The organism is Collimonas silvisoli (assembly GCF_018305005.1).
Taxonomy (GTDB): Bacteria; Pseudomonadota; Gammaproteobacteria; order Burkholderiales; family Burkholderiaceae_D; genus Collimonas; species Collimonas silvisoli.
In genome coordinates, this window is sequence record NZ_JAGQEG010000096.1 from 1 (window position 1) to 21248 (window position 21248).

Annotated in this window: 21 protein-coding genes; 5 read left to right on the forward strand and 16 right to left on the reverse strand. The window is 57.2% G+C overall.

Annotated elements, in window-relative coordinates; translation table 11 throughout:
- Window positions 1–48: 48 nt before the first annotated feature.
- The 6 genes from rdgB to mltG form a co-directional block, all read right to left on the reverse strand.
- Window positions 49–633, reverse strand: coding sequence for an RdgB/HAM1 family non-canonical purine NTP pyrophosphatase (gene rdgB / locus KHU33_RS21030; protein WP_211466537.1), 585 nt, complete (start codon window positions 631–633; stop codon window positions 49–51).
- An 80-nt stretch (window positions 634–713) separates the two neighbouring features.
- Window positions 714–1235 (reverse strand): GNAT family N-acetyltransferase, encoded by a 522-nt coding sequence (locus KHU33_RS21035; RefSeq protein WP_211466539.1) that lies wholly within the window; start codon window positions 1233–1235, stop codon window positions 714–716.
- A gap of 25 nt (window positions 1236–1260) precedes the next feature.
- On the reverse strand, window positions 1261–1641 hold the full coding sequence (locus KHU33_RS21040) for a PilZ domain-containing protein (protein WP_211451229.1): 381 nt from the start codon (window positions 1639–1641) through the stop codon (window positions 1261–1263).
- A gap of 20 nt (window positions 1642–1661) precedes the next feature.
- Window positions 1662–2708 carry a DNA polymerase III subunit delta' gene (locus KHU33_RS21045; protein WP_211466541.1) on the reverse strand — a complete coding sequence of 349 codons (1047 nt, stop codon included), beginning with the start codon at window positions 2706–2708 and terminating at the stop codon, window positions 1662–1664.
- Entirely contained in the window at window positions 2701–3318 is a 618-nt protein-coding gene (gene tmk / locus KHU33_RS21050) for a dTMP kinase (protein ID WP_211466543.1), read from the reverse strand. Before tmk ends, KHU33_RS21045 begins: the two co-directional genes overlap by 8 nt.
- Window positions 3319–3396: 78 nt before the next feature.
- Window positions 3397–4395 (reverse strand): endolytic transglycosylase MltG, encoded by a 999-nt coding sequence (gene mltG / locus KHU33_RS21055; RefSeq protein WP_329956099.1) that lies wholly within the window; start codon window positions 4393–4395, stop codon window positions 3397–3399.
- Window positions 4396–4500: 105 nt separating this feature from the next.
- On the opposite strand from mltG, the gene ygfZ reads away from it, so the two are divergent.
- From ygfZ to KHU33_RS21075, 4 genes are read left to right on the forward strand one after another with little or no spacing between them, the layout of a single operon-like run.
- Window positions 4501–5541, forward strand: coding sequence for a CAF17-like 4Fe-4S cluster assembly/insertion protein YgfZ (gene ygfZ, locus KHU33_RS21060; RefSeq protein WP_211466545.1), 1041 nt, complete (start codon window positions 4501–4503; stop codon window positions 5539–5541).
- Between the two features lie 7 nt (window positions 5542–5548).
- Window positions 5549–5842, forward strand: coding sequence for a DUF4936 family protein (locus KHU33_RS21065; RefSeq protein WP_211466547.1), 294 nt, complete (start codon window positions 5549–5551; stop codon window positions 5840–5842).
- Window positions 5833–6621, forward strand: a complete 789-nt coding sequence (locus tag KHU33_RS21070) for an NRDE family protein (RefSeq protein ID WP_211466549.1) — start codon at window positions 5833–5835, stop codon at window positions 6619–6621. The genes KHU33_RS21065 and KHU33_RS21070 overlap by 10 nt, the downstream gene beginning before the upstream one ends.
- Window positions 6622–6670: 49 nt before the next feature.
- On the forward strand, window positions 6671–8098 hold the full coding sequence (locus KHU33_RS21075; RefSeq protein ID WP_211466551.1) for a CoA transferase: 1428 nt from the start codon (window positions 6671–6673) through the stop codon (window positions 8096–8098).
- 26 nt (window positions 8099–8124) lie between these two features.
- On the opposite strand, the gene KHU33_RS21080 is transcribed toward KHU33_RS21075, so the two are convergent.
- The 10 genes from KHU33_RS21080 to KHU33_RS21125 all read right to left on the reverse strand — a co-directional run bounded on the left by KHU33_RS21080 (window position 8125) and on the right by KHU33_RS21125 (window position 19141).
- Complete coding sequence (locus KHU33_RS21080; protein WP_211466553.1) at window positions 8125–8550, reverse strand: GNAT family N-acetyltransferase; 426 nt, start codon at window positions 8548–8550, stop codon at window positions 8125–8127.
- A 49-nt stretch (window positions 8551–8599) separates the two neighbouring features.
- Entirely contained in the window at window positions 8600–9028 is a 429-nt protein-coding gene (locus KHU33_RS21085; protein ID WP_211466555.1) for a PaaI family thioesterase, read from the reverse strand.
- Window positions 9029–9037: 9 nt separating this feature from the next.
- Window positions 9038–9349, reverse strand: coding sequence for a Dabb family protein (locus tag KHU33_RS21090; RefSeq protein WP_211466557.1), 312 nt, complete (start codon window positions 9347–9349; stop codon window positions 9038–9040).
- A 276-nt stretch (window positions 9350–9625) separates the two neighbouring features.
- Window positions 9626–12607 (reverse strand): putative bifunctional diguanylate cyclase/phosphodiesterase, encoded by a 2982-nt coding sequence (locus KHU33_RS21095; protein WP_211466559.1) that lies wholly within the window; start codon window positions 12605–12607, stop codon window positions 9626–9628.
- A gap of 111 nt (window positions 12608–12718) precedes the next feature.
- Window positions 12719–13579, reverse strand: coding sequence for an N-acyl amino acid synthase FeeM domain-containing protein (locus KHU33_RS21100; RefSeq protein ID WP_230414451.1), 861 nt, complete (start codon window positions 13577–13579; stop codon window positions 12719–12721).
- A gap of 140 nt (window positions 13580–13719) precedes the next feature.
- On the reverse strand, window positions 13720–14445 hold the full coding sequence (locus KHU33_RS21105; protein ID WP_211466561.1) for an ABC transporter ATP-binding protein: 726 nt from the start codon (window positions 14443–14445) through the stop codon (window positions 13720–13722).
- A 1-nt stretch (window position 14446) separates the two neighbouring features.
- Entirely contained in the window at window positions 14447–16441 is a 1995-nt protein-coding gene (locus tag KHU33_RS21110) for a branched-chain amino acid ABC transporter ATP-binding protein/permease (protein WP_211466564.1), read from the reverse strand.
- A 2-nt stretch (window positions 16442–16443) separates the two neighbouring features.
- Window positions 16444–17334: a branched-chain amino acid ABC transporter permease gene (locus KHU33_RS21115; RefSeq protein WP_211466566.1), complete on the reverse strand. Its 891-nt coding sequence runs from the start codon at window positions 17332–17334 to the stop codon at window positions 16444–16446.
- 169 nt (window positions 17335–17503) lie between these two features.
- The gene (locus tag KHU33_RS21120; RefSeq protein ID WP_211466568.1) at window positions 17504–18661 is read right to left on the reverse strand and encodes an ABC transporter substrate-binding protein; all 1158 of its coding nucleotides are present in this window, start codon (window positions 18659–18661) and stop codon (window positions 17504–17506) included.
- 276 nt (window positions 18662–18937) lie between these two features.
- On the reverse strand, window positions 18938–19141 hold the full coding sequence (locus tag KHU33_RS21125) for a cold-shock protein (protein WP_014005790.1): 204 nt from the start codon (window positions 19139–19141) through the stop codon (window positions 18938–18940).
- A 340-nt stretch (window positions 19142–19481) separates the two neighbouring features.
- On the opposite strand from KHU33_RS21125, the gene KHU33_RS21130 reads away from it, so the two are divergent.
- Complete coding sequence (locus KHU33_RS21130; RefSeq protein ID WP_211466570.1) at window positions 19482–21071, forward strand: ABC transporter substrate-binding protein; 1590 nt, start codon at window positions 19482–19484, stop codon at window positions 21069–21071.
- Window positions 21072–21248: the final 177 nt, after the last annotated feature.

Here is a 21248-nt window from a genome sequence, read left to right on the forward strand (position 1 = left end):
TGGCACGATTTTTGGTCGATGCCGGCATGCCGATAGGCTTAATCGGAATCATCGTAATTTTTCAACCAAGGCGCGTAATGCCTGACCGCGGTGCGAGACGGCGTTTTTTTCTTCTGCGCTGAATTCGGCCGCAGTCTTGTTTTGCTCCGGCAACAGAAAATACGGATCGTAACCAAAACCGCCGGCGCCGCGCGGCGCGTTAATGATCAGGCCATTCCAGCGGCCGTCGGCAATCACCGGTTGCGGATCGTCGGCGTGACGCACGAATACCAGTACGCAATAATAATAGGCCGATTTATCGGCATGCGAAGCCAGATCGGCGACCAGCTTTCGATTGTTTGCCGCATCGGATTTCGGCTCACCTGCATAGCGCGCCGACAACACCCCGGGTACGCCGCCCAAGGCGTTGACGCAGACGCCGGAGTCGTCGGCCAGCGCCGGCAGACCGGTCAGGCGCGCAGCGTGGCGCGCCTTGGCGAGGGCGTTTTCGACAAAAGTCAGGTACGGCTCCTCCGCCTCGGGGACGCCGAATTCGCCTTGCGGACGAACCTCGAAATCGATCTGCGCCAGCAACTGGCTGAATTCCTTTAATTTACCGGCGTTGTTGGAGGCCAGAACCAGGGTGCGTGACATGAGCGACTCGAAACAAAATAGGAGAATGCCGCTACTTTAGCAGCGGCAGGGATTAGCGTCGGACTGGCGGGGTAAACGGACTACGCTACGCGCTTGCCCAGTATCACCAGATCGCGCTCGACGCCGTCTAGCGTGGCGACGCGCGGCATATTGGCCCAGCGCTCGAAACCGAAGGCGTCGAACAGCTTCAGGCTGGCCTGGTTGTGGCCAAACACGAAGCCAAGCAAAGTGTGCACGCCCAGACTCGGAGCGCGCTCGATCGCTTGCCCCAGCAGATAACGGCCCATGCCTTTGCCACGCGCATCTTCATGGATATAGATCGACAGTTCGGCAGTGCCGGCGTACGCCGGGCGGCCGTAGAAATCGGAATACGACAGCCAGCCGAGGATAGCCGGCTGGCCGTCCGCGCCCTGCTGTTCCACCACCCACAACGGCCGGCGCTCGGGGTTGTGATGATCGAACCAGGCCTGGCGCGACGCCACTGTGACCGGTTCGGTATCGGCGGTCACCTCGCGCGAAGCGACGGTGCTGTTGTAGATGGCGACGATCGCCGGCAAATCCTCCTGGCCGGCGATCCTGAAACTGTAGTTCGTTTGATTCATGTAGGTGTTGCTGGTTTTGCCAGCTTTAATAAGTATGTGTGGGACGCGCCGAGCCAAGTGCCGAGCCCAGCACCTCTTCGATCCGCTTGCGCAGCCGCTGGCCGCTGTCGTCGTCCGGAAAATGCACGCCTACCCCTTGCGCCTTGTTGTTGTTGGCGTTCTTGGGAGTGATCCAAGCCACCTTAGCGGCAATCGGATATTTGGTGCCGTCGTCCATCAGACTCAGGATCAGATAAATTTCATCGCCCAGGTGATAGCTCTTATTGGTCGGCACAAAGATGCCGCCGTTGGTCAGGAACGGCATGTACGCAGCATACAAGGCCGATTTTTCCTTGATAACCAGCGACAATACCGATGGCCGGGATAATTTGACCGGCTCGGCCGGGATTGTAGAGTTTTCTGCCATCGCTATCCTATAAGCAAAATTCAAGTAAACATTGCGGCGTAGTCCAGCAGCATTTCTTCAATGAAAAGGCGTGCCGATAACGGGTGTTCTGCGATTGCGCGGCGCTCGTTGCTGCTTTTCAGCGCCCGCAGCAAAGCGCCGGTGTCGACTTTGGCAGCCAAGCCCGCCAGATTTTTTTCATAACGGGGATAATACCGGATTGTGCCGGACAATTTAAAGGAAAACAGATCGTACAGCCAACGCTGCTGCCACGCCACCAGCTCGGCCACCGGGGTTTTCTGCAAGTGCTCGGCGCATTTCAACGCGCCGTCTATGCCAGGCTTGGTCAAATGCTGCAAAAACTCATCGATCAGCTCGCGCCCTGCGCTTTGCGACTGCGCATAAGCCGTCAGCGGCGCGCCGCCCTGCTCTGCCAGCCAGACATCGGCATCCTTGACATCTTGCTGGCGCAACCAGGCCATGGCTTGCTCGCGCGACGGCAGCGGCATGGCGAATTTGCGACAGCGCGACAGAATGGTCGGCAGCAAACGATCCAGGCTGTTTGAACTCAGCAGAAAGACCGTATTCGGCGGCGGCTCTTCCAGCGTCTTCAGCAAGGCGTTGGAAGCGGCGGTATTCAACGCCTCTGCCGGATACAGCAAGACCACCCGCTGGCCCTGGCGATGGGTGGAAATATTCATGAAACCGGACAAGGCGCGGATCTGGTCGATCTTGATTTCCTTGGATGGCGCCTTGGCGGATTTGGCGGCTTTTTTGCCGTCACCACCGTCGCCGCCCTCTGCGCTGTCGCCATCGCCACCATCTTCATCGTCCAGGATCTCCGGCCGCACGCGTCGGTAATCCGGATGGTTGTATTGCATGAACCAGCCGCACGAGCCGCACACACCGCAGGCATGGCCGTCCGCTTGCGGCTGTTCGCACAGCAGCGATTGCGCGAACTGCTCTGCAAAAACGGTTTTGCCGATGCCTTCGGCGCCATGAAACAGAATCGCGTGCGGCAGGCGCGCCCGCATTTGCTGCAGTTGCTGCCAGACGCCGTCTTGCCATGGGAACAAGGAGTTACTCATTGCAGAGGCTTGAAATAATTTGCGCCAGCGCTTGCCGGACTTCGGCAATCGTCCGGGTCGCATCGATGATCCGGAAACGCTCGGGAAATTGCGCCGCGCGGCGCAGATATTCGGCCCGCGTGGCGGCGAAGAAACCGGCCTTTTCCTGTTCGAATTTATCCAAGGTACGGCTTGCATCCAGGCGCGTCCGCGCCACTTCCAGCGGCACATCGAACAACAGGGTCAGATCCGGTTGCAAGTGCGGGTGCACCCATTGTTCCAACGCTTCCAGCTTGGCCAGCGGCAATTGCCGGCCGCCGCCTTGATAGGCGAAGGTGGCGTCGCTGAAACGGTCTGAAATCACCCAGTCGCCACGCGCCAATGCCGGTTCTATGACTTGCGCCAGGTGCTCGCGACGGGCGGCAAACATCAGCATCGCCTCCGTTTCCAGATGCATTGTCTGATGCAGCAACACTTCTCGCAACGCTTCTCCCAAGGCCGTGCCGCCCGGTTCGCGGGTGGTGACGACTTGCAGGCCGTGGCTGCACAACAGCTCGGCGACAAAACCGATATGAGTCGACTTGCCGGCGCCGTCTATGCCTTCAAATGTGATGAATTTTCCTGATGCCATTGCTTTACCTGTTGAGTTGCCTATGCGGCTCTGAAGAAAACCGGCGCATGCTGCAATTATCGCGCATCGCCACGTTTTCTAGCGCTGATATTGATTGACCGCCTGGTTATGTTCGCCCAGATTATTCGAGAAATGGCTGCTGCCATCGCCCCTGGCGACAAAATACAGTGCGTCGGTTTGCGCCGGATGCATGGCCGCGCTGATCGATTCCGCCCCCGGCAAGGCGATCGGCGTCGGCGGCAGGCCGGCCCGGGTGTAAGTGTTGTATGGCGTATCGGTGGTCAAGTCGCGTTTGTGGATGATGCCTTGATATTGTTCGCCCATGCCGTAAATCACGGTCGGATCGGTCTGCAGCAGCATGCCGATCTTGAGCCGGTTGATGAAGACGCCGGCAATTGTGCTGCGATCGGCGCGCAACCCAGTCTCTTTTTCCACGATCGACGCCATGACCAGGGCCTCGTACGGGGTCTTATAGGGCAGCGATGCATCGCGCCCTTCCCAAGCCTGGTTGAGGCGTTTGATCAGCAAGCCATGTGCCTGCTTGTAGACTTGCAGGTCGCTCGATCCTTTTGCAAACAGATAGGTATCAGGGAAGAACAAGCCTTCCGGCATGCTGTAGTCGGGCGTGATTTTTGCCAGCAACTCGGCGTCGGACAGCGCTGCGGTATCGTGCTTCAGCGACGCCTGCGCCGCTACCGCCTGGCGCATCTGGCGGAAAGTCCAGCCTTCGATCACGGTCAGCGATTCCTGCGCAAACTCGCCGCGCACCAGCTGCGTCAGCAAGCGCAACGGGGTGGCGCCGGGTTTCAATTCATAACTACCGGCTTTCAATTTGCCGCCCTTGCCGGTTACCCGCGCCAGCAATTCCAGCAACTGCGGATTGACACCGACACCGGCATCGGCAATCTGCTCCACCGAACTTGCCAAAGTGCTACCTGGCTTGATCGTGAATGGCCGCACCTCGCCGGCATCGAAAATCGCTTGCTGCGCCCAATAAGCCACGCCGCCGCCGGCCGCACCGCCCAACAGAATCACGCTCAACAATAGTTTTTTAAACAAGACCGGTCCGCTCCGAATGGTTTTCACGCATCTCGCAAAAACGGCCAACGCCAACGCCTTTTTTGCGACATCACTATAATCAACCCAATATGATAATCGCTGTTTTGAGAATGCCTACAATTTATGAATGAAATAACAAGTACATGGCTGGATTTTTCACGGCAGCAAGCGCTGGATACGCTGCCTGCCACGATGGCCGCCGGCGCATCTTTTATTGCACCGTTGACAGATCTAGGCCTGATCGCCCTCAGCGGTGAAGACGCCGCCAGTTTCCTGCACACCCAAATCACCAACGACGTCCAGAATCTTACTGCCGGACAAGCCCGGCTGGCCGGTTATTGCTCGCCCAAAGGACGTTTGCTGGCGACCTTCCTGATGTGGAAGAGCGGCGACAACATCTTCTTGCAACTACCGCGCAGCTTGCAAGCGCCAATCCAGAAGCGCCTGCAAATGTTTGTCATGCGCGCCAAAGCCAGGCTGGCGGATGTATCCGATACACAAATCATATTCGGCCTGGCCGGCCATGCCGTCGGCGCCGCTCTAGCGCCCTGGTTCCCAACGCTGCCAACCGAGCCCTATGCCAAGATCGATAGCGATTATGGCAGTTTGATCCGCGTCGCCGACGCTAATTCCGCACCGCGCTATCAATGGATCGCCAGCCCGCAGCACGCGATCGCCGCCTGGCCGCAACTGAGCAAAAGCCTGCAACCGGTTGCCGCCCAAGCCTGGCGTCTGAGCGAAATCGAGGCCGGGATTCCGCAAATTACACCGGAGACGCAGGAGCAGTTTGTGCCGCAGATGATTAATTTTGAGTTGATCGGCGGCGTCAATTTCAAGAAAGGCTGTTATCCGGGGCAAGAAATCGTCGCGCGCAGCCAATACCTCGGCAAGCTCAAGCGCCGTGCCGTGCTGGCCAGCGTTGCAGCAATCAACATCGCGGCCGCCACCGAAGTATTTTCCAGCAACGATCCGGATCAACCCTGCGGCATGATCGTCAACGCCGAAGCCGACAGCGCCCACAGCAGCCGCTGCCTGCTGGAGATCAAGCTGGCGGCACTGGAGGGTGGCACGGTACATCTGGGCGCAGTCAACGGCGCGCAATTGCATTTCCAGACGCTGCCCTATTCGATTGTCGATGTCACCGACGCTGAACTTTCTGCGTGAGCACAAGATGAGCTCCGATCTCTATATCTATTACCGCGTAGCCGCCGCCAACGCGCAGCAATTCGATCAAGCGGCGGCGGCAATGCAAGCCCAGATCTCATTGCAGCATCAGATCGGCACCGCCCTCAAGCGCAGCCCCGAAATTAAAGACGAGCATCACACCTGGATGGAAGTGTATTCTTCGGTGCCGCCGGATTTTGCGAAAATCATCGAACAGGCGGTTGCCGAACACGGCCTCGCCAAGTTGATCGATGGTCCCCGACATACTGAATTTTTTGTGAATATTTCATCATGTGCCTGATAGTCTTTGCCTGGCAAGTGGTGCCTGGCTCACCCCTGATAGCCGCCGCCAACCGCGATGAATTTTATGTCCGTCCTACTGCGCCCGCCAGCTGGTGGGAAGACCAGCCCGACATCTACGCCGGCCGCGACCTGCAAGACGGCGGCACCTGGCTCGGGATTACCCGCGGCGGCCGCTTTGCCGCCATCACCAATGTACGGGCGCCGGCGGAACGGCGCGCCGATGCGCCGACCCGTGGCACGCTGGTGTCGGATTTTCTCGGCAGTAAAAAAACAGCGGCCGAGTACATCGCTGAAATTGCCGGCGATGCGGCAAAATATAACGGTTTCAACCTGCTGGTCGGCGATGGCCAGCAACTGATCTGGTACTCGAACAAAAGTGACGACGCCCGCAACGGCCAGCCTCTGTCGCCTGGCATCTACGGTCTGTCGAATGCCGCGCTGGACGTGTGCTGGCCCAAGGTGGTGCGCACCAAAGCGCAATTCGCCAGTCTGCTGTGCCAAGGCGCGCCCGACGCCTGTTTCTTTGACATGCTGAGCGACACCACCCGCGCCGGCGATTGCCGTCTGCCGTCGACCGGAGTCGGCATCGAGCGCGAGCGCGTGCTGTCGGCGGTATTTATCGAATCGCCGGATTACGGCACGCGCGCCTCGACCCTGGTTAGAATCAAGGCCAACGGCAGCGCCATGCTGCATGAGAGAGTCGCAGCGCCATCCCCATCCTCTTCGTACATACAAAAACCCTGTAAATCGCCGTCTGAATCCCGCTGTTCGCGTTGACATACCTGACATGCGCGGCGTTGTCGCCGCCACACTCAAGGAGCAGAACATGTTGTCGTCATCCGGTCCGAATTCGTCGCCAGCGGCGCTTACGCCATTTGAAGTCGTGCAACAGTTGTGGCATATCCTGGGGCAACCGGACGCCGCTTTATCGCAATTGTCGCTGAACGGCAGCGACCCGCTCTTGCCATCATCGTTCGCGGTCGGCACTGCGGCCCAGGCCAGCATTGCGGCGGCGGCCTTGGCGGCAGCCGAGCTGTGGTATCTGCGCAGCCAGCAACGACAACATGTGAACGTCGACATGCGCCATGCCGCGGCCGAATTCCGCAGCGAACGCTACTTCCGGGTCAACGATGCCCGCACCGACGAGATCTGGGACAAAATCGCCGGCACCTATTGTTGCGGTGACGGTAAATGGCTGCGCCTGCATACCAATTTCCCGCATCACCGGGATGGCGTGCTCAAGTTATTGCGATGCGACTATACGGTCGAGAGCGTGCAACAAGCGCTGCAAAACTGGACCGCAGAGGGCTTCGAAGACGCTGCGGCCAATGCCGGCCTGGTGGTCACCGCCATGCGTTCGTTCGAAGAATGGGATCGCCATCCGCAAGGACAGGCGGTGCAAACGCTGCCGCTGCTGAGCATAGAAAAAATCGGCGATGCCCCGCCACGCGCACTGCCCTCGCCAGTTGCGCAACGACCGCTGGACGGTGTGCGCGTACTCGATTTGACCCGCATCATTGCTGGGCCGGTCTGCGGCCGGACGCTGGCGGCGCACGGCGCCGATGTCTTGCTGGTGACCGCACCGCAATTGCCGGCCATCCAGCCGCTAGTGATCGATACCGGCCGCGGCAAACGTTCATGCCAGCTCGACTTGCGGCAGGCGGATGACCATCGGACTCTGAGCCATTTGTTGCATGACACAGATATTTTCGTGCAGGGCTACCGCCCGGGCGGTCTTGACGCACTCGGTTTTAGCCCTGCGGCAGCAGCAAAAAAACGCCCCGGCATTGTTTATGTATCGCTATCGGCTTACGGCCATGTCGGGCCATGGACCGGCCGCCGCGGTTTCGATTCGCTGGTGCAGACCGCCAGCGGCTTCAATCACGCCGAAGCCCAGGCCGCGCACAGCGACAGGCCGAAACCGCTGCCGATGCAGGTGCTGGACCACGCCGCCGGCTATCTGATGGCGGCAGGCGCCATGACGGCGCTGGCGCGCCGAATTACCGAAGGCGGCAGCTGGCATGTGCGGGTATCGCTGGCGCAAACCGGTCATTGGCTACGCCAGCTCGGGCGGGTCGAGAACGGCCTGGCGACGGCCGATGTCGATTTTGAGCAGATTCAGGATCTGCTGGAACACAGTGCGTCCGGCTTTGGCCGCTTGACTGCGGTGCGCCACGCCGGGCAATTGTCGCTGACCCCGGCGCATTGGAGCCGGCCATCGGTGCCGTTAGGGACTGACGCCCCAAGCTGGTAAACGTGGCAACAGCAGCAGCGCACTGATCAGGCAAACACGTGGCGCATGCAAATATGCGCAATCCCGGCTTCGTAAAATTCGTCGCCGACGCGGCTGAAACCGTGGCGTCCGTAAAACGCCTCGGCCTGGGTCTGGGCGTTCAGCACCACCTCGGCGTCGCCGCGTTGACGCGCTTGCGCCATCAAGGCTTCCAGGATGGCGGCGCCCACGCCCTGGCCGCGCCCGGCTGACCTTACCGCCATGCGGCCGATGTGGCCGTCCGGCAGCAGGCGGCCGGTGCCGATCGCTTGGCCAGCCTCGTCATAAGCGACGGCATGCAGGCAATGCTCATCCATATCGTCCCACTCCAGCTCGACCGGGATTTTCTGCTCGATCACGAATACGTCGAAACGCACTGCGCGGGCGTCTGCCTTTTGCACCGTCCAGTTATCGACTGTCAGATGAAATTTCATGGCTGTTTTTTCTGTTTGATTTCTGTTGAATGAGGGTTCGCACTTGGCCTCAGCCCGGCTTGATCTTGAGAGCCGCACGATGGTGTTTGAGGTACTTGAAAGTTCCCATCGCCTTCGCCACCAGACGCTCGCCGTGCCATAACTCGGCATCGCAAAAACACATGGTGGTGGAACGATGAAACGCGCGGCCTTTGGCGACGATGCGGGCGCCGGTCTGGCCGGCCGGTTGCAGAAAACTGGTTTTCATTTCAACCGTGACCGCCGCTTCGGCCTGCGGATAGAGCGAACGGCCGGCCAAGGCCATGACCACATCCAGCATGGTCATCGATACCCCGCCATGGGTGACTTGCCAGCTATTCATATGATGCGGCTGCAACGTCAACGCCAGTTCGGCTGCGCCCTCGCCCATCTCGACGAATTCGACGCCGAGGTAAGTCAGGAAGGGATTATCGATCGGGAAAACATGTGAAGGAAACATGGCCGCCGCTCAGCTGAAATAATCCATGCACTGGCGCGCTTCCCGCACCGCGCCGAAGAAGGGCTTGATGGCGACGTGGGCCGGATGGTTCTGGTAGGCGTCCAGCGCTTCCAGCGAGGCGAACTCGGAATTGAGCAGCACGTCGTAAGTCGCCTCCAGCCCCGGCTGGGCAATCACGGCTTCGAACTTGAGTATGCCTGGCACGATGTCGGCGCAACTGTCCAGCAAGGCTTTTAGTTGCAGGGCGTTGCTGGCTTTATCGGCGCCTTCGGCATGCTCTTTCAATTTCCAGAATACGATGTGTTTAAGGGTCGCGCTCATAGGGATTTCTGCTCGGTTGCTAGTTACGGGGGGATAACGCATTCAGCGTCAGCCGCTATTTTACATTCATGGCCGGCCAGAATATCGATGCTGGTGCGGCTAGGGCGTGTTGACATATGATTTGATTGGAACCCTTCGGGAACGGCTGCAGGCGTCGCATGCCGTTGTTGCAGCTCCATGACGTAACATTCGGTGGCACCGCCACCTCGCGTCGCTGCGCCTAGGCACGCAACGCCTGCCGCGCGTTCGCATTCCCAAATCAGATGTCAACACGCCCTAGTGCAAACCCGTCGGCGGCAAGTCGTCATCTTCTCCAGCCCATGACTGGCCGTCGATGCGCCTACTCGACACAAAGTGCATCAAGGCCGGATCGGTGATGAAGCTGGCGGCAGATTGGGCCGCCAGTATCGCTTGCGGCGACTGTGGCGTGGCCACCACATAACCTTGCACATAGTCGACGCCCAGTTTCGCCAGCGCTTCGATCATTGCGCAATCCTCCACCCACTCGGCGATACTCTTCATGCCCAGGTTGCGCGCCAGTTCAACGATCGCTTCGACGATCGCCTCATTGGCCGGATGCGTATTCATGCTTTGAATGAAAGCGCCATCTATTTTCAAGGCGTCTGCCGACAAGCTCTTGAGATAGGTGAACGATGTATAGCCAGCGCCGAAATCGTCCAACGCGATTTTGGCGCCCAGCGCCTGCAAGCGCTGGATGAAGCGGCTGGTATGTTCCAGGTCATGCAAAGCGACGCTTTCCGTGATTTCGATGCACAGCATGGGAACGACTTGCTGATGCTTGCTCAGTATCACAAAAATATCCTGGATGAATTTTTCATCATTGAGCGAAGCTCCGCTCAAATTCACGCAGACGAATTTTGTCAGCGGCAGCTGCGATTGATGCTGCGTCAGCCATTCCAGCACCGTCGTCATGACCCAGCGGTCAATCGCGGCAATGTTGCCGTTTTCTTCCGCCGCCGCAATTACCTTGGTTGCCGGCACCACTTTGTTGTCGGCGTCGCGCAGCCGCAACAATACTTCGAAATTGAGCGAAGCTTCAGGTTCGCGCAGCGACATGATCGGCTGCATTTCAACAAACAAGCCTGCCGGCAGGAATTCGCCGCCCAGCTTTTCTATCAGACTCAACTCTTCCAGGCGCTCGCGGAATACCGATGCGTTTTTTTGATACACCACTATATGCTCGTCGTGCGCTTTCTTGGCTTCCCTGCAGGCACGGTCCGCAGCAGAGATAGCGTCTTGGACCCGCATTCCGGCGTCCACTTCAATCAGGCCTATCGACCCCTTTACCTGAAATGCGCGAGTGCCGATCTGATACGACTGGTAGCTGATTTTTTGGATGATGGCGCCACAGATGTCGGTCGCGGCGCCGATCTCGACGTCCTGGAACAGGATAATGAATTCGTCGCCGCCGATGCGGCCGATATGGCTGCCGCCAGCCAGGGATTGCTGCACCCGCCGGCATAGCTGCTTCAGGACTTCATCGCCGGAATGATGGCCGAACAGGTCATTGATCAGCTTGAAACGGTCGAGGTCAAGGTAGGCCAACGCCAGCGGCCTGTCCCCGGCCTTGCGTTCAATCGCCTGCTCCAGCATGATTTCAATGCCACGCCGATTGAGGACGCCGGTCAGCGGGTCGTGCTCGGCAAAAAACCGCAAGCGCTCGACCGCATGGGAACGATCGCTGATATCTTGCAAGGAACCCTCGATGCGGCCATTGGCGAAGGTGGCGGTGACCAGATAAAAAGGAGCCAGACCATCTGGTCCGGCGCTCCCCCGCAGCTCCGCTTCATTGCTGCCGTTGCCGGAAACAATACTCAACAGTTTGTCATGCGCGCCGGGTTCAAAATAATCGTCCCATTTTTTCATCAGCCGACCGCCGGCATGGCGCCCCAGTATCTTTTCCAGAGCCGGATTGGTACGCACAAAACTACCGTCTGCAGCTAACGTAAACAAGCCGACCGGCGCGACCTCATAGGTGGTGCGCAGTTCGGCCTGAACGTTTGCCAATTCCCGCTTGCCGGCGCGCATTTGCTCGGCAAAGGCAAACGAGGCCATCAAGCTTGATAACAGGGCTGCAATCACCGTGTTGGATACTTCGTCCAGAGCTTTTATGCCAAACGCCGCAGCAACCACTTCATCGACCCGGGTAAACACCACCACAGCCATGGACGCACAGTACCAAAGCACTGCCCGGGAACGCGCCTTCCACACGATATGCCCCAGCAAGAACACTAAAATAGTGGTGCCGACGACGGTCCCGCTCCATAAAACCGGTAAAAACCGGCCGTATGGCAGCAAAAAGGCGGCAACCAGCAAGATCAACCCTACCCCGTGCAATATGTTTTGCAGGAAAACAAAGCCGATTTGTTTCAGCTCTGCCCTGAACAGTCGGCCGAACAAGGCAAACGTCACAATGTAATATGTGGCAAATGTGAATTGCCGCAGCAAGGGCAGCCACTGATTCGGAATCATCCATATCAGCCAATGGGCATCCCATCCCATGGCGTTGGCGCTAAGCCGCAAATTTCCCAGCAGCCAGACGGCAAACAATAGATACATCCATTCGCGATTGATGATGGCTGCTACCAGCACGAACAAGGTCAGCGTCAACAGCCCGCCTTCCAGCAAACCGATGCCGCGATAAAATTCTTCCTGCGATTGCTCGAACTCAAGACGGCTCCATTGACGGACCGAAATCCGGGCCGGCCCGGAGAAAGTACCTTTGCAAAGCACAGCCGCCGGCTGTGCACTGGGCGTCAGCGACAAGACAAATCCCGTTTTTTCTGCGCGGATCTGACCCGCCGCCCAATCGCGGCTGGCCGCGCCAAGCAAACGCTGGCCCGCGCCCTCCCAACAACTCACCTGCTGGGCATGACGCGATGGCAATTCAATCTCCGTTTGCCCGGAATCGATTGTCGCCGGCACTAAAAACGAAAACCAAAAAGGCGTTTCCAGCAATTGCGTATCGCGATAGGCTTGCAAGGGCGTGTCTGCCAATGCTTGAAATGCCTGCACGGGCGACAAACTCTGTGCAGAGTCACTTAGCACGCGAAACAGCGACGGCGTCGGGCTACCTTCGCCGAAGCGGCTATCAAGCCGGGTAAAAGCAATAATCGTGAAGACAATAATCAGCGCCGGCACCAATACAACCGAAAAATAAAACCCTGCCCTATCTTGAGGCCGCAGGGTGTTGATACGGCTTTTCGGCGTATCGGCATGGAATAGCCACATAGACATCGTGTCCGTAAAGTCAGAGGGTTCTACTGTACTGTAAAAAAAGTCACATTATTTTTTTTAACGACAATAGCTCCCTCGACATGGGGTCAGCGGAAAGACCAGATCCGGCAATTAATCTACAGGCTTGTCCAGCTCTTGTTGTTGCACCTGATTATTCAGGCGTTTAAAGCCAGATTGATTTTCGGCGGGCGTATCGGGCGGCTGCTCAAGAATCAGATCAGGATGACGTATGTCGCACATCAAACTCAGCAAAGGATGCTTTGCGGCGGTCCAACGCGCTTTGGCCGTGGCAATCTCAAAAGCCATGACCCGATGCGGCAGATTGCCTACGTGCCGCATCGGCATAAATCCCTGTCCGGGAAAAACATCCTGGAACAATAGCGCCGCATACTGTCTATCCAAGGGAGTGCGAGCGGTAATTACCATCCAGTCGATTCCATTCTCAACGCAATATTGAAAATACGCCTTAAAAAGTAAAGCTTTGACTACCTTGCCGATCTTGCTGTCGATTATCCCCAAACGGGTCGCTTCTGCCAAGCGTCGGCCTTGCAGCCAATCCGGCAAGGTCACCGATTGCTCCAACCCCAAAGCTTGCAGACGATTGGTTTGAATCCGTATCGTGCCCAACGATGAGCCGTCGAGCTTGGATTCGGCAAGTAGCACGATCGTATCTTGTGCAAGGTCCGCTGGCTCGAAACGCAGCAGATTCGGCGCCAGTTCGGGCAGATGGCGGCTGTACGCCGCGTGACGGATATCCACCGCCTTCTGCAAAGCCTGCTCGTCATTCACTACCCTGATGGTGAACGGCAGGCGCTGCTCGGGCAGCGTTGCCGTGGCAGCTTTTTCTGGCAAAGATGATGGGGTGAAGGTTTCCGCTGAAGCTGGGCTGAATGTGTGGATTGTCTGGTCTTGTGTCATTTTGAGTGCCCCGAAGTTGAAATCATGGTTGACCGTTTTATGCATGTGCTGCATTACGGCATTGCCAGATTCTCACGTTCGGAACACTGTAGAAAACTAAACCGTGCTCAAAACCCAACCTTTAGCGCACAAAAATTGCCGATAAATAATTTATCTTCAGCAGAAAATTTCTGCAAATCAACAAATCATATCTATCAGTGTTGCCCGCCTCCGAGATATGCTGCTTTTACCGCGGGATCATTTTTCAGCTTCTCCGCTGGGCCATGCACTGAAATCCGCCCGTTCTCCAGCACGTAGCCGTAATCGGCGACATTCAATGCCGCTGCCGCAAATTGCTCGACCAGCAACATCGTCACCCCCTGCTCCTTAAGGCGTGAAATGATGCGGAATACTTCCTCTACCAGAATCGGCGCCAGCCCCATTGAGGGTTCGTCCAGCAAGATCACTTCCGGATTGAGCATGACGGCACGCGCCATCGCCAGCATCTGCTGCTCGCCGCCGGACAAGGTGCCGGCCAGTTGGCTTTGACGCTCTTTCAGGCGCGGAAATAATTCCAGCGCCTGTTCAAGATCGTGTTTGATGTCGCCGCGCGGACGCAAGCGGGTAAACCGCGGAAATGCGCCCAGCAGCAGGTTATCGACCACGCTCATGGTCGCAAACACGCGGCGGCCTTCAGGCGAATGCGCTAGTCCGGCTCGCGCGATCTTATGAGAAGCCAGTCCGGTAACGTCGACTCCGGCCAAAGTGACAGTGCCGGATTTGGCTTTGATCATGCCGGAGATAGCACGCATGGTGGTGGTCTTGCCGGCGCCATTGGAGCCGATCAGCGTCACCACCTTGCCTTTCGGCACCTCCAGCGAAATACCGTGCAGCACTTCAACCTTGCCATACGCCGCATGCAAATTGGAAATCGAGAGCATCTTATGACCCCACTGCGTTGGAAGTGGATGGCGCAGCTGCGCCATTATCGTCGGCGACTTCGCCAACAGTGCCGCCGAGATAGGCTTCGATCACCTTGGGATCGCTTTGCACCGCTGCCGGCTTGCCTTCGGCGATTTTCTGGCCGAAATCCAGCACCGTCACTGTGTCGGAAATCGACATGACGACGTCCATATGATGTTCGATCAGGATGATCGTGACGCCGTGCTGGCGGATCTTGTTGATGATCGCGATCAGCTCCGTGATGTCCGGCGCCGTCAGTCCTGCCGCAGGCTCGTCCAGCAACAGCAATTCCGGGTTCAATCCAAGCGCGCGGCCGATTTCCAGCAAGCGTTGCTTGCCATAGGGCAGATTGCGCGCCTCCTCGCCCGCAAGTCCGGTCAAGCCGACGAATCGCAAGATGCTGGCGGCAAGTTCGCGCGCCGCCTGCTCCTCGCGCCGATAACGCGGAGTATGGAAGATCACGTCCAGTACATTGCTGCGGAAAGTGTGATGCAAGCCGACCAGCACGTTTTCAGTGGCGCTCATTTCACCGAACAATTGCACGTTCTGGAAAGTCCGGGCGACGCCGCCCAGTGCAATGGCCGACGGTGTCGAACCGGAAATTGCCTTGCCATTGAATTCAACCTTGCCGGCAGTCGGTTTGTAGATGCCGGTGAGTACGTTCATCATGGTGCTCTTGCCCGAGCCGTTTGGCCCGATCAAGCCGTGCACACTACCTTTGACGATTTCCAGATTGACTTCATTGAGCGCTTTAAGACCGCCAAACTGCATCAGTATTTTCTGACACCTCAGCAAGGTAGCGCCAACCGCGGCACTGCCGCCGGCCGAAGCCCATGCCTGCTCGGAACTGGCAGTCACGCTAGCCTGCTTGCTGCTTGCGGACATTTTCTGGCCCAGCAGATTACGCGCAAAGCCGACAATCCCATCCTGCAGGTAATACACCACGAACAGCGTCATCAATCCAAATACCGTCAGGCGCCAGTCGGTAATGTTTTCCAGCCGATAGGAAAAAATCGCCATGCCGACAGTCGCCACCAGCGGCACCAGCATCTCGCGCAAGGTCTTGCGCTTTTTCCATAACAGGAAAGCGGTCGCCAGCACGGCGATCACTGCAGCGGCGGTGGCAAGTTGACGGAATAATTCAATGTCCGCCAGCAAGCTCGGCAGCATGACCACGATCAAGGCCCCGATCAGCGAGCCGGTGCGGCTCTTGCGGCCGCCCATGATGACCGCCAGCAGGAACAGGATGGTCAGCTCGAAGTTATAGGTATTCGGCGAAATATATGCCTCCGAATAGGCGTACAAACTGCCCGCCAGGCCGGCCAGCGCAGCGCTGATCACAAACGCATACACTTTGTAGCGATACACCGACACCCCCATGCAATCGGAGGCGATCGGGCTATCGCGCAGCGCCTGGAAGGCGCGCCCCAGATGCGACTTGACGATCCGGTGCACCACGATCAGCGACAACACCATCAAGCCCGCGACCAGGTAGAAATACTCCACTTCGTCGAGGCGATGGCCGAAGAAATCCGGCTTGTTCAGCTTGATCCCCATCGGCCCTTCCGTCAGAAAGCTCATTTCATTGATCAGGATCTGGATGATGGTGCCGAACGCCAGCGTGACCATGGCCAGATAAGGCCCCGTCACGCGCAATGCAGGCAGGGCCAGGATAGCGCCGAATACGGCGGTAACCGCCAGGCTGGCCGGGGCGGCGATCAGGAACGGCCAGCCGAGCTTGAACACCAATACCCCCGTGGTGTAGGAGCCGATCCCGAACAAGCCGGCGTGTCCCAGCGAGACCTGGCCGGTATAACCGACCACGATATCCAGGCCGAACAGCAGAATCGCGTAAATCAGGATGGTTTCGGCCAGATGGATGTAATACGGATTCGGGAAAACTTGTGGAAACGCCAGCAGCAACAGGATGCCAATCACGGCCAGCGCAGGGAGAAAATGCGATTTTTTATTCATCTTCACACTTTCTTGATGGCGGTTTTACCGAACAGGCCCGCCGGCTTGATGGCCAGCACCAGCAGCAACAGCAACAGCCCCGGCACTTCCTTGTAGCCGGTAGAGATATAAAATCCGGTCAGCGTCTCCGCAATGCCCAGGATCAGGCCGCCGACTACCGCCCCCATGCCCGAGGTGAGGCCGCCGATGATCGCGACTGCAAATGCCTTCAAGCCCAGTGCCGCGCCCATGGTGGCGCCGGTCAACGTCAGCGGCGCCACCAGCACGCCGGCAAATGCCGCAGTGGCCGATGACAAAGCGTAAGAGAAAGTAATCACCATGCTGGTGTTGATGCCCATCAGGCCGGCCGCATCGCGATCGTTCGAGGTCGCCACCACCGCCTTGCCATAAATCGATTTGCGATTGAATATTTCAACCGCCAGCATCATCGCCAGCGCGCCCACCACCACTACTACCTGCATCAGCTGAACATTGGCGCCGAATACCTGGAACGGCGTCGACGACAAAGGCGACGGGAAAGTCAGGTCGTCTTTGCCCCAAATGTTTTCAGCGACATTCTTGAAGATGATCGCCAACGCGATAGTCGACATGATCCAGCCGAATTCCGATTTGATCTTGAGCGCCGGACGCACCCCTATCCATTCGACCACGGCGCCTTGCAGCCCGCCGAAAACAATCACCACCGGGATCATCAGCCAGTAGTTCAAATAAGGGCCGCCATGAATATTGCCGACCAGGCTGAGACCGACCAGGGCGCCCAGCATCAATGCCTCGCCCTGGCCAAAATTGAGGGTGCCGGAAGTAGCGAACGTGAGTTGATAACCGAAAGCGATCACCGCGTAGATCATGCCTAGCGCGATACCGCTGAAGACGAGTTGCAGCAGAATTTCCATGATATTGACCCAAGAGACTGCGGAGCATTAATTAGGCTAACCGCAGCATGGCAAAACAACACTCCCGTTTGACGAAATAAATCCAGCCTGCTTACTGCGCAGGCTGGGATCCATGTCGCTCAAACGGATGTTCGACCGGAGCGCGACCTTACCGCACTCCGGCCCCCGATCACTTGGCTAATACCACCCGACCATTCTTGACCTCGCCAATCATTACCATGCCAGGCTTGATCGCTTCGTGATCATCATGCGTATAGGGCTTGGCGTAAGTGGTAACCACGCCTTCCACGGTGCCGTTCAGGTTTTCCAGCGCCTCGCGCACTTTAACGCCATCGGTGCTGCCGGCCTGCTTGATCGCTGCTGCAAGCAGGTAAACCGAGTCGTATCCTTGAGCCGCTGACACGGGGGACGGGATGCGATCAACCTTGTAGGTTTTTTGATAGGCTTCGATGAAGGCCTTGCGCTTGGCTGTGTTGGGATCCTGGATGAAGGTCTGCGGCATGCGCGCGCCTTCGCCATTTTTCCCTGCGTTATCGATGAAATTCCCCATCGACAGTGTCCAGCTGCCGATGAGAGGCACTTTCCAGTTGAGCTTTTCCATGCCATTGGCAATTTGCGCCAGTTCCGGGCCGATACCGTAAGTCAGCACCACCTGAGCGCCGCCCTGTTTGGCTTTCAGCAGCTGGGCGGTCATGTCCACATCTTTCAGGTTGTATTTTTCAACTGCAACCGGTTTGATGCCCTTGGCGGCCAGGGCGCGCTCCAGATCTTCGCGGCCGAGCTGACCGTAGTTGGTCGAATCGGCCAGGATTGCGACCTTGGTGTGTTTTTGACGGACCACCGCTTCGTCGACGATCATCGCCGACTGGATGGTATCGTTGGCAGAGGTACGGAATACGTAATTATCCTTCTGCTCCGGCGCCACGAACTGCTTGGTGATGATGCTGCCGGTGGCGACATTATTCATCACCGGAATCTTGGCGTCCTGGTAGAAGCGTTGCGAAGCCAGGGCGACGCCGGTATTGATGAAGCCGACCGTGCCAACCACTTTTTCCTTGTTGATCAGTTCTTGCGCGACCTGGACTCCGCGTTCATTCTTGGCTTCATCGTCGCGCTCGACCAACTGCAGCTGGCGTCCCAGCACTCCGCCTTTGGCGTTGATGTCCGCAACCGCCAGCTTGACGCCGTCACGCATGGACACGCCCATAGGCGCCGAACCGCCGGTAAATGGTCCGGTAACGCCGATCTTGATTGGCTCCGCAGCCCCTGCGGCCAGCGACCAGCTTACCAATGCCGCCGCCGCACATGCTTTGCTTACGATGTTCATGCAGTCTCCTCCGTGTTTTTATCTTGACGAGCGTCGGCATTCACAGAAACCGAGCAACTCTCTCAGTGCAAAATGCTTTTCTAGCTTACTGCAATATATGCTATCTGGTACACAGCAGATAGAGCCCTAGCATTTCAGGCAACCCTTACAGCTTCCTGACAGCAACACTCTTTCCGGATTTATAGTGGCTGCCACGTTTCGTATAGACGAAAAAAATCCCCGGCTTGCCGGGGATTTTTGCGGTACTCAATTTATTTCAACTGAGCCAGCTACGAATTAGATAGCTTGGATGTTCGAAGCTTGCTTGCCCTTAGGGCCGGCAGTAACTTCGAAAGAAACACGTTGGTTCTCTTGCAGCGACTTGAAGCCGGAAGAATTGATTGCGGAGAAGTGCGCGAACAGATCTTCACCACCTTCGTCAGGAGTAATAAAACCAAAACCCTTCGAATCATTGAACCACTTTACGATACCAGTTGCCATTACATTTCCTATTTCAGTTAAGTTGGGCTATCGCCCGTTGATCGTTTGAAGCAAGAAAGAAATGACAGACTAATACTGCACTACTAGCTCGAATCTTAAACGATGCCGCATTATAACCGATAAATTTATTTAAAGCACAGAGCATACAAATAAAAGTTGCGTCGAGGGAAAGAGTTGCACTTTTGATTGCGAAGTCAGACATTCCCGGTCGGCGATTTCGGCCCTTCATCTTACCCTATATAACCAAAACACATAATAGAAAGCAATTATTGTGTTTTGATAATTACATAAGCGCCCATAGAATTGGCTTTTGCCTTATTCATCACGATTGGGAGATCCCATGTTCCAGCTTTCCAGAAAGAAAATACTGAGCCTGGCTTTTGTCGGTTTGAGTACATTGACATCCTTGGCGTTGAGCTCTTCAGCAACTTACGCCGCCGACCTGAAAGTCGGCTTATATGCCGATGTCTCCACGCTGGACCCGCACTTCAACAATATCGCGCCGAATATCTCGCTGTCATCGCATCTGTTCGACGCGCTGGTCAATGTCGACCCGAATGGCCGTTTGATTCCAGGTTTGGCCACTTCCTGGACGGCAATTGATCCGCTCACCTGGGAATTCAAGTTGCGGCACGGGGTTAAATTCAGCGATGGCTCCGAGCTGACCGCAGACGATGTTGTATTTTCGCTGGACCGCCCCGCCACGCTGACCAACAGCCCCGGCCCATTTACCAGTTACACCAAGCAAATCATCGGCAAGCAGGTAGTCGATCCATATACCGTCCGTCTGAAAACCGCCACGCCTTACGGACCGCTGGCGCTGGATGTCAGCACCATATTCATCGTCTCCAAGAAAGCGGCGCAAAACGCCACCACCGAAGACTTCAACAGCGGCAAAGCGCTGGTCGGCACCGGCCCCTTCAAATTTGCCGGCTTCAAGCGCGGCGACCGTATCGAACTGGTGCGCAACGATGCCTACTGGGGCGAGAAACCGGCCTGGGACAAAGTCACGTTCCGCATCCTGACCTCTGACGGCGCCCGTCTGGCAGCCTTGCTGGCAGGAGAAGTCGACGCTATCGAAAATGTGCCGCCGGCCGATCTCGCCAAGTTGAAAACCAACGCACAATTCAAGCTGGCGCAAAAAATTTCCTGGCGTACCATCTTCTGGACCTTGGATCAGTCGCGCGACAAGTCGCCTGACATCACTGACAAGGCCGGCAAACCGCTAGACAAGAATCCCTTGAAAGACGTCCGCGTGCGCCAGGCGATTTCCAAAGCCATCAATCGCCAGGCTTTGGTCGACCGCACTTTGGAAGGACTGGCAGTGCCGGCGTCGAATATCGTTGCCCCTGGGATACTGGGATACGCCGATACGCTGAGAGTAGAGAAATACGATCCGGAAGGCGCCAGAAAATTGCTGGCGGCAGCCGGTTACCCCAACGGTTTCGGCATAACGCTGCATGGCCCGAACAACCGCTACATCAACGACGAACGCGTGGTGCAGACCGTCGCCCAACTGCTGAACCGGGTCGGAATTCAAGCCAAGGTCGATACGCTGCCGCTGGCGGTTTATTTCGGCAAGGCGCGGGCCGGCGAGTATAGCGCCGCACTCCTGGGCTGGGGCACGCTGGCCGGCGATTTCGGTTTGCGCACCCTGCTCGGCACCACCAATCCCGATACCGGCTGGGGTTCATGGAACTGGGGCAAATATACCAATCCGAAACTGGACCAGCTGGCGCAATCGTCATTGGCCTCGGTCGACCAGAAACAACGTGAGGATTTTGCCCGCCAAGGCGCAACAGTTGCGCTTAACGATTACGCGCTGATCCCGCTATACCATCAATATGCGACCTGGGCGCTGCGCAAAGGCCTGAAGTACACGCCGCGCACCGATGAATTTACTTTCGCTCACCAGTTCCATCCTGAATAAGATACACGCCACAACAAAGCCGCTGAAGATAGCGGCTTTTTTTGTTGGAATGACCCGTCCTGAATTAGGTTGACACTTTTTCGATGAAGAGAAGGAGTGTCAAATGGAGCAAGAGATGCGGCGCAGCCAACGTGATTACAGCCTGGCTTTTAAATTGAGCGTTGTCGAGCAGGTAGA

Coding starts and splice junctions, on each gene's coding strand:
- rdgB (WP_211466537.1), bottom strand. CDS start 633: ATGTCACGCACCCTGGTTCTGGCCTCCAACAACGCCGGTAAATTAAAG.
- KHU33_RS21035 (WP_211466539.1), bottom strand. CDS start 1,235: ATGAATCAAACGAACTACAGTTTCAGGATCGCCGGCCAGGAGGATTTG.
- KHU33_RS21040 (WP_211451229.1), bottom strand. CDS start 1,641: ATGGCAGAAAACTCTACAATCCCGGCCGAGCCGGTCAAATTATCCCGG.
- KHU33_RS21045 (WP_211466541.1), bottom strand. CDS start 2,708: ATGAGTAACTCCTTGTTCCCATGGCAAGACGGCGTCTGGCAGCAACTG.
- tmk (WP_211466543.1), bottom strand. CDS start 3,318: ATGGCATCAGGAAAATTCATCACATTTGAAGGCATAGACGGCGCCGGC.
- ygfZ (WP_211466545.1), top strand. CDS start 4,501: ATGAATGAAATAACAAGTACATGGCTGGATTTTTCACGGCAGCAAGCG.
- KHU33_RS21065 (WP_211466547.1), top strand. CDS start 5,549: ATGAGCTCCGATCTCTATATCTATTACCGCGTAGCCGCCGCCAACGCG.
- KHU33_RS21070 (WP_211466549.1), top strand. CDS start 5,833: ATGTGCCTGATAGTCTTTGCCTGGCAAGTGGTGCCTGGCTCACCCCTG.
- KHU33_RS21075 (WP_211466551.1), top strand. CDS start 6,671: ATGTTGTCGTCATCCGGTCCGAATTCGTCGCCAGCGGCGCTTACGCCA.
- KHU33_RS21080 (WP_211466553.1), bottom strand. CDS start 8,550: ATGAAATTTCATCTGACAGTCGATAACTGGACGGTGCAAAAGGCAGAC.
- KHU33_RS21085 (WP_211466555.1), bottom strand. CDS start 9,028: ATGTTTCCTTCACATGTTTTCCCGATCGATAATCCCTTCCTGACTTAC.
- KHU33_RS21090 (WP_211466557.1), bottom strand. CDS start 9,349: ATGAGCGCGACCCTTAAACACATCGTATTCTGGAAATTGAAAGAGCAT.
- KHU33_RS21095 (WP_211466559.1), bottom strand. CDS start 12,607: ATGTCTATGTGGCTATTCCATGCCGATACGCCGAAAAGCCGTATCAAC.
- KHU33_RS21100 (WP_230414451.1), bottom strand. CDS start 13,579: ATGCAGCACATGCATAAAACGGTCAACCATGATTTCAACTTCGGGGCA.
- KHU33_RS21105 (WP_211466561.1), bottom strand. CDS start 14,445: ATGCTCTCGATTTCCAATTTGCATGCGGCGTATGGCAAGGTTGAAGTG.
- KHU33_RS21110 (WP_211466564.1), bottom strand. CDS start 16,441: ATGAATAAAAAATCGCATTTTCTCCCTGCGCTGGCCGTGATTGGCATC.
- KHU33_RS21115 (WP_211466566.1), bottom strand. CDS start 17,334: ATGGAAATTCTGCTGCAACTCGTCTTCAGCGGTATCGCGCTAGGCATG.
- KHU33_RS21120 (WP_211466568.1), bottom strand. CDS start 18,661: ATGAACATCGTAAGCAAAGCATGTGCGGCGGCGGCATTGGTAAGCTGG.
- KHU33_RS21125 (WP_014005790.1), bottom strand. CDS start 19,141: ATGGCAACTGGTATCGTAAAGTGGTTCAATGATTCGAAGGGTTTTGGT.
- KHU33_RS21130 (WP_211466570.1), top strand. CDS start 19,482: ATGTTCCAGCTTTCCAGAAAGAAAATACTGAGCCTGGCTTTTGTCGGT.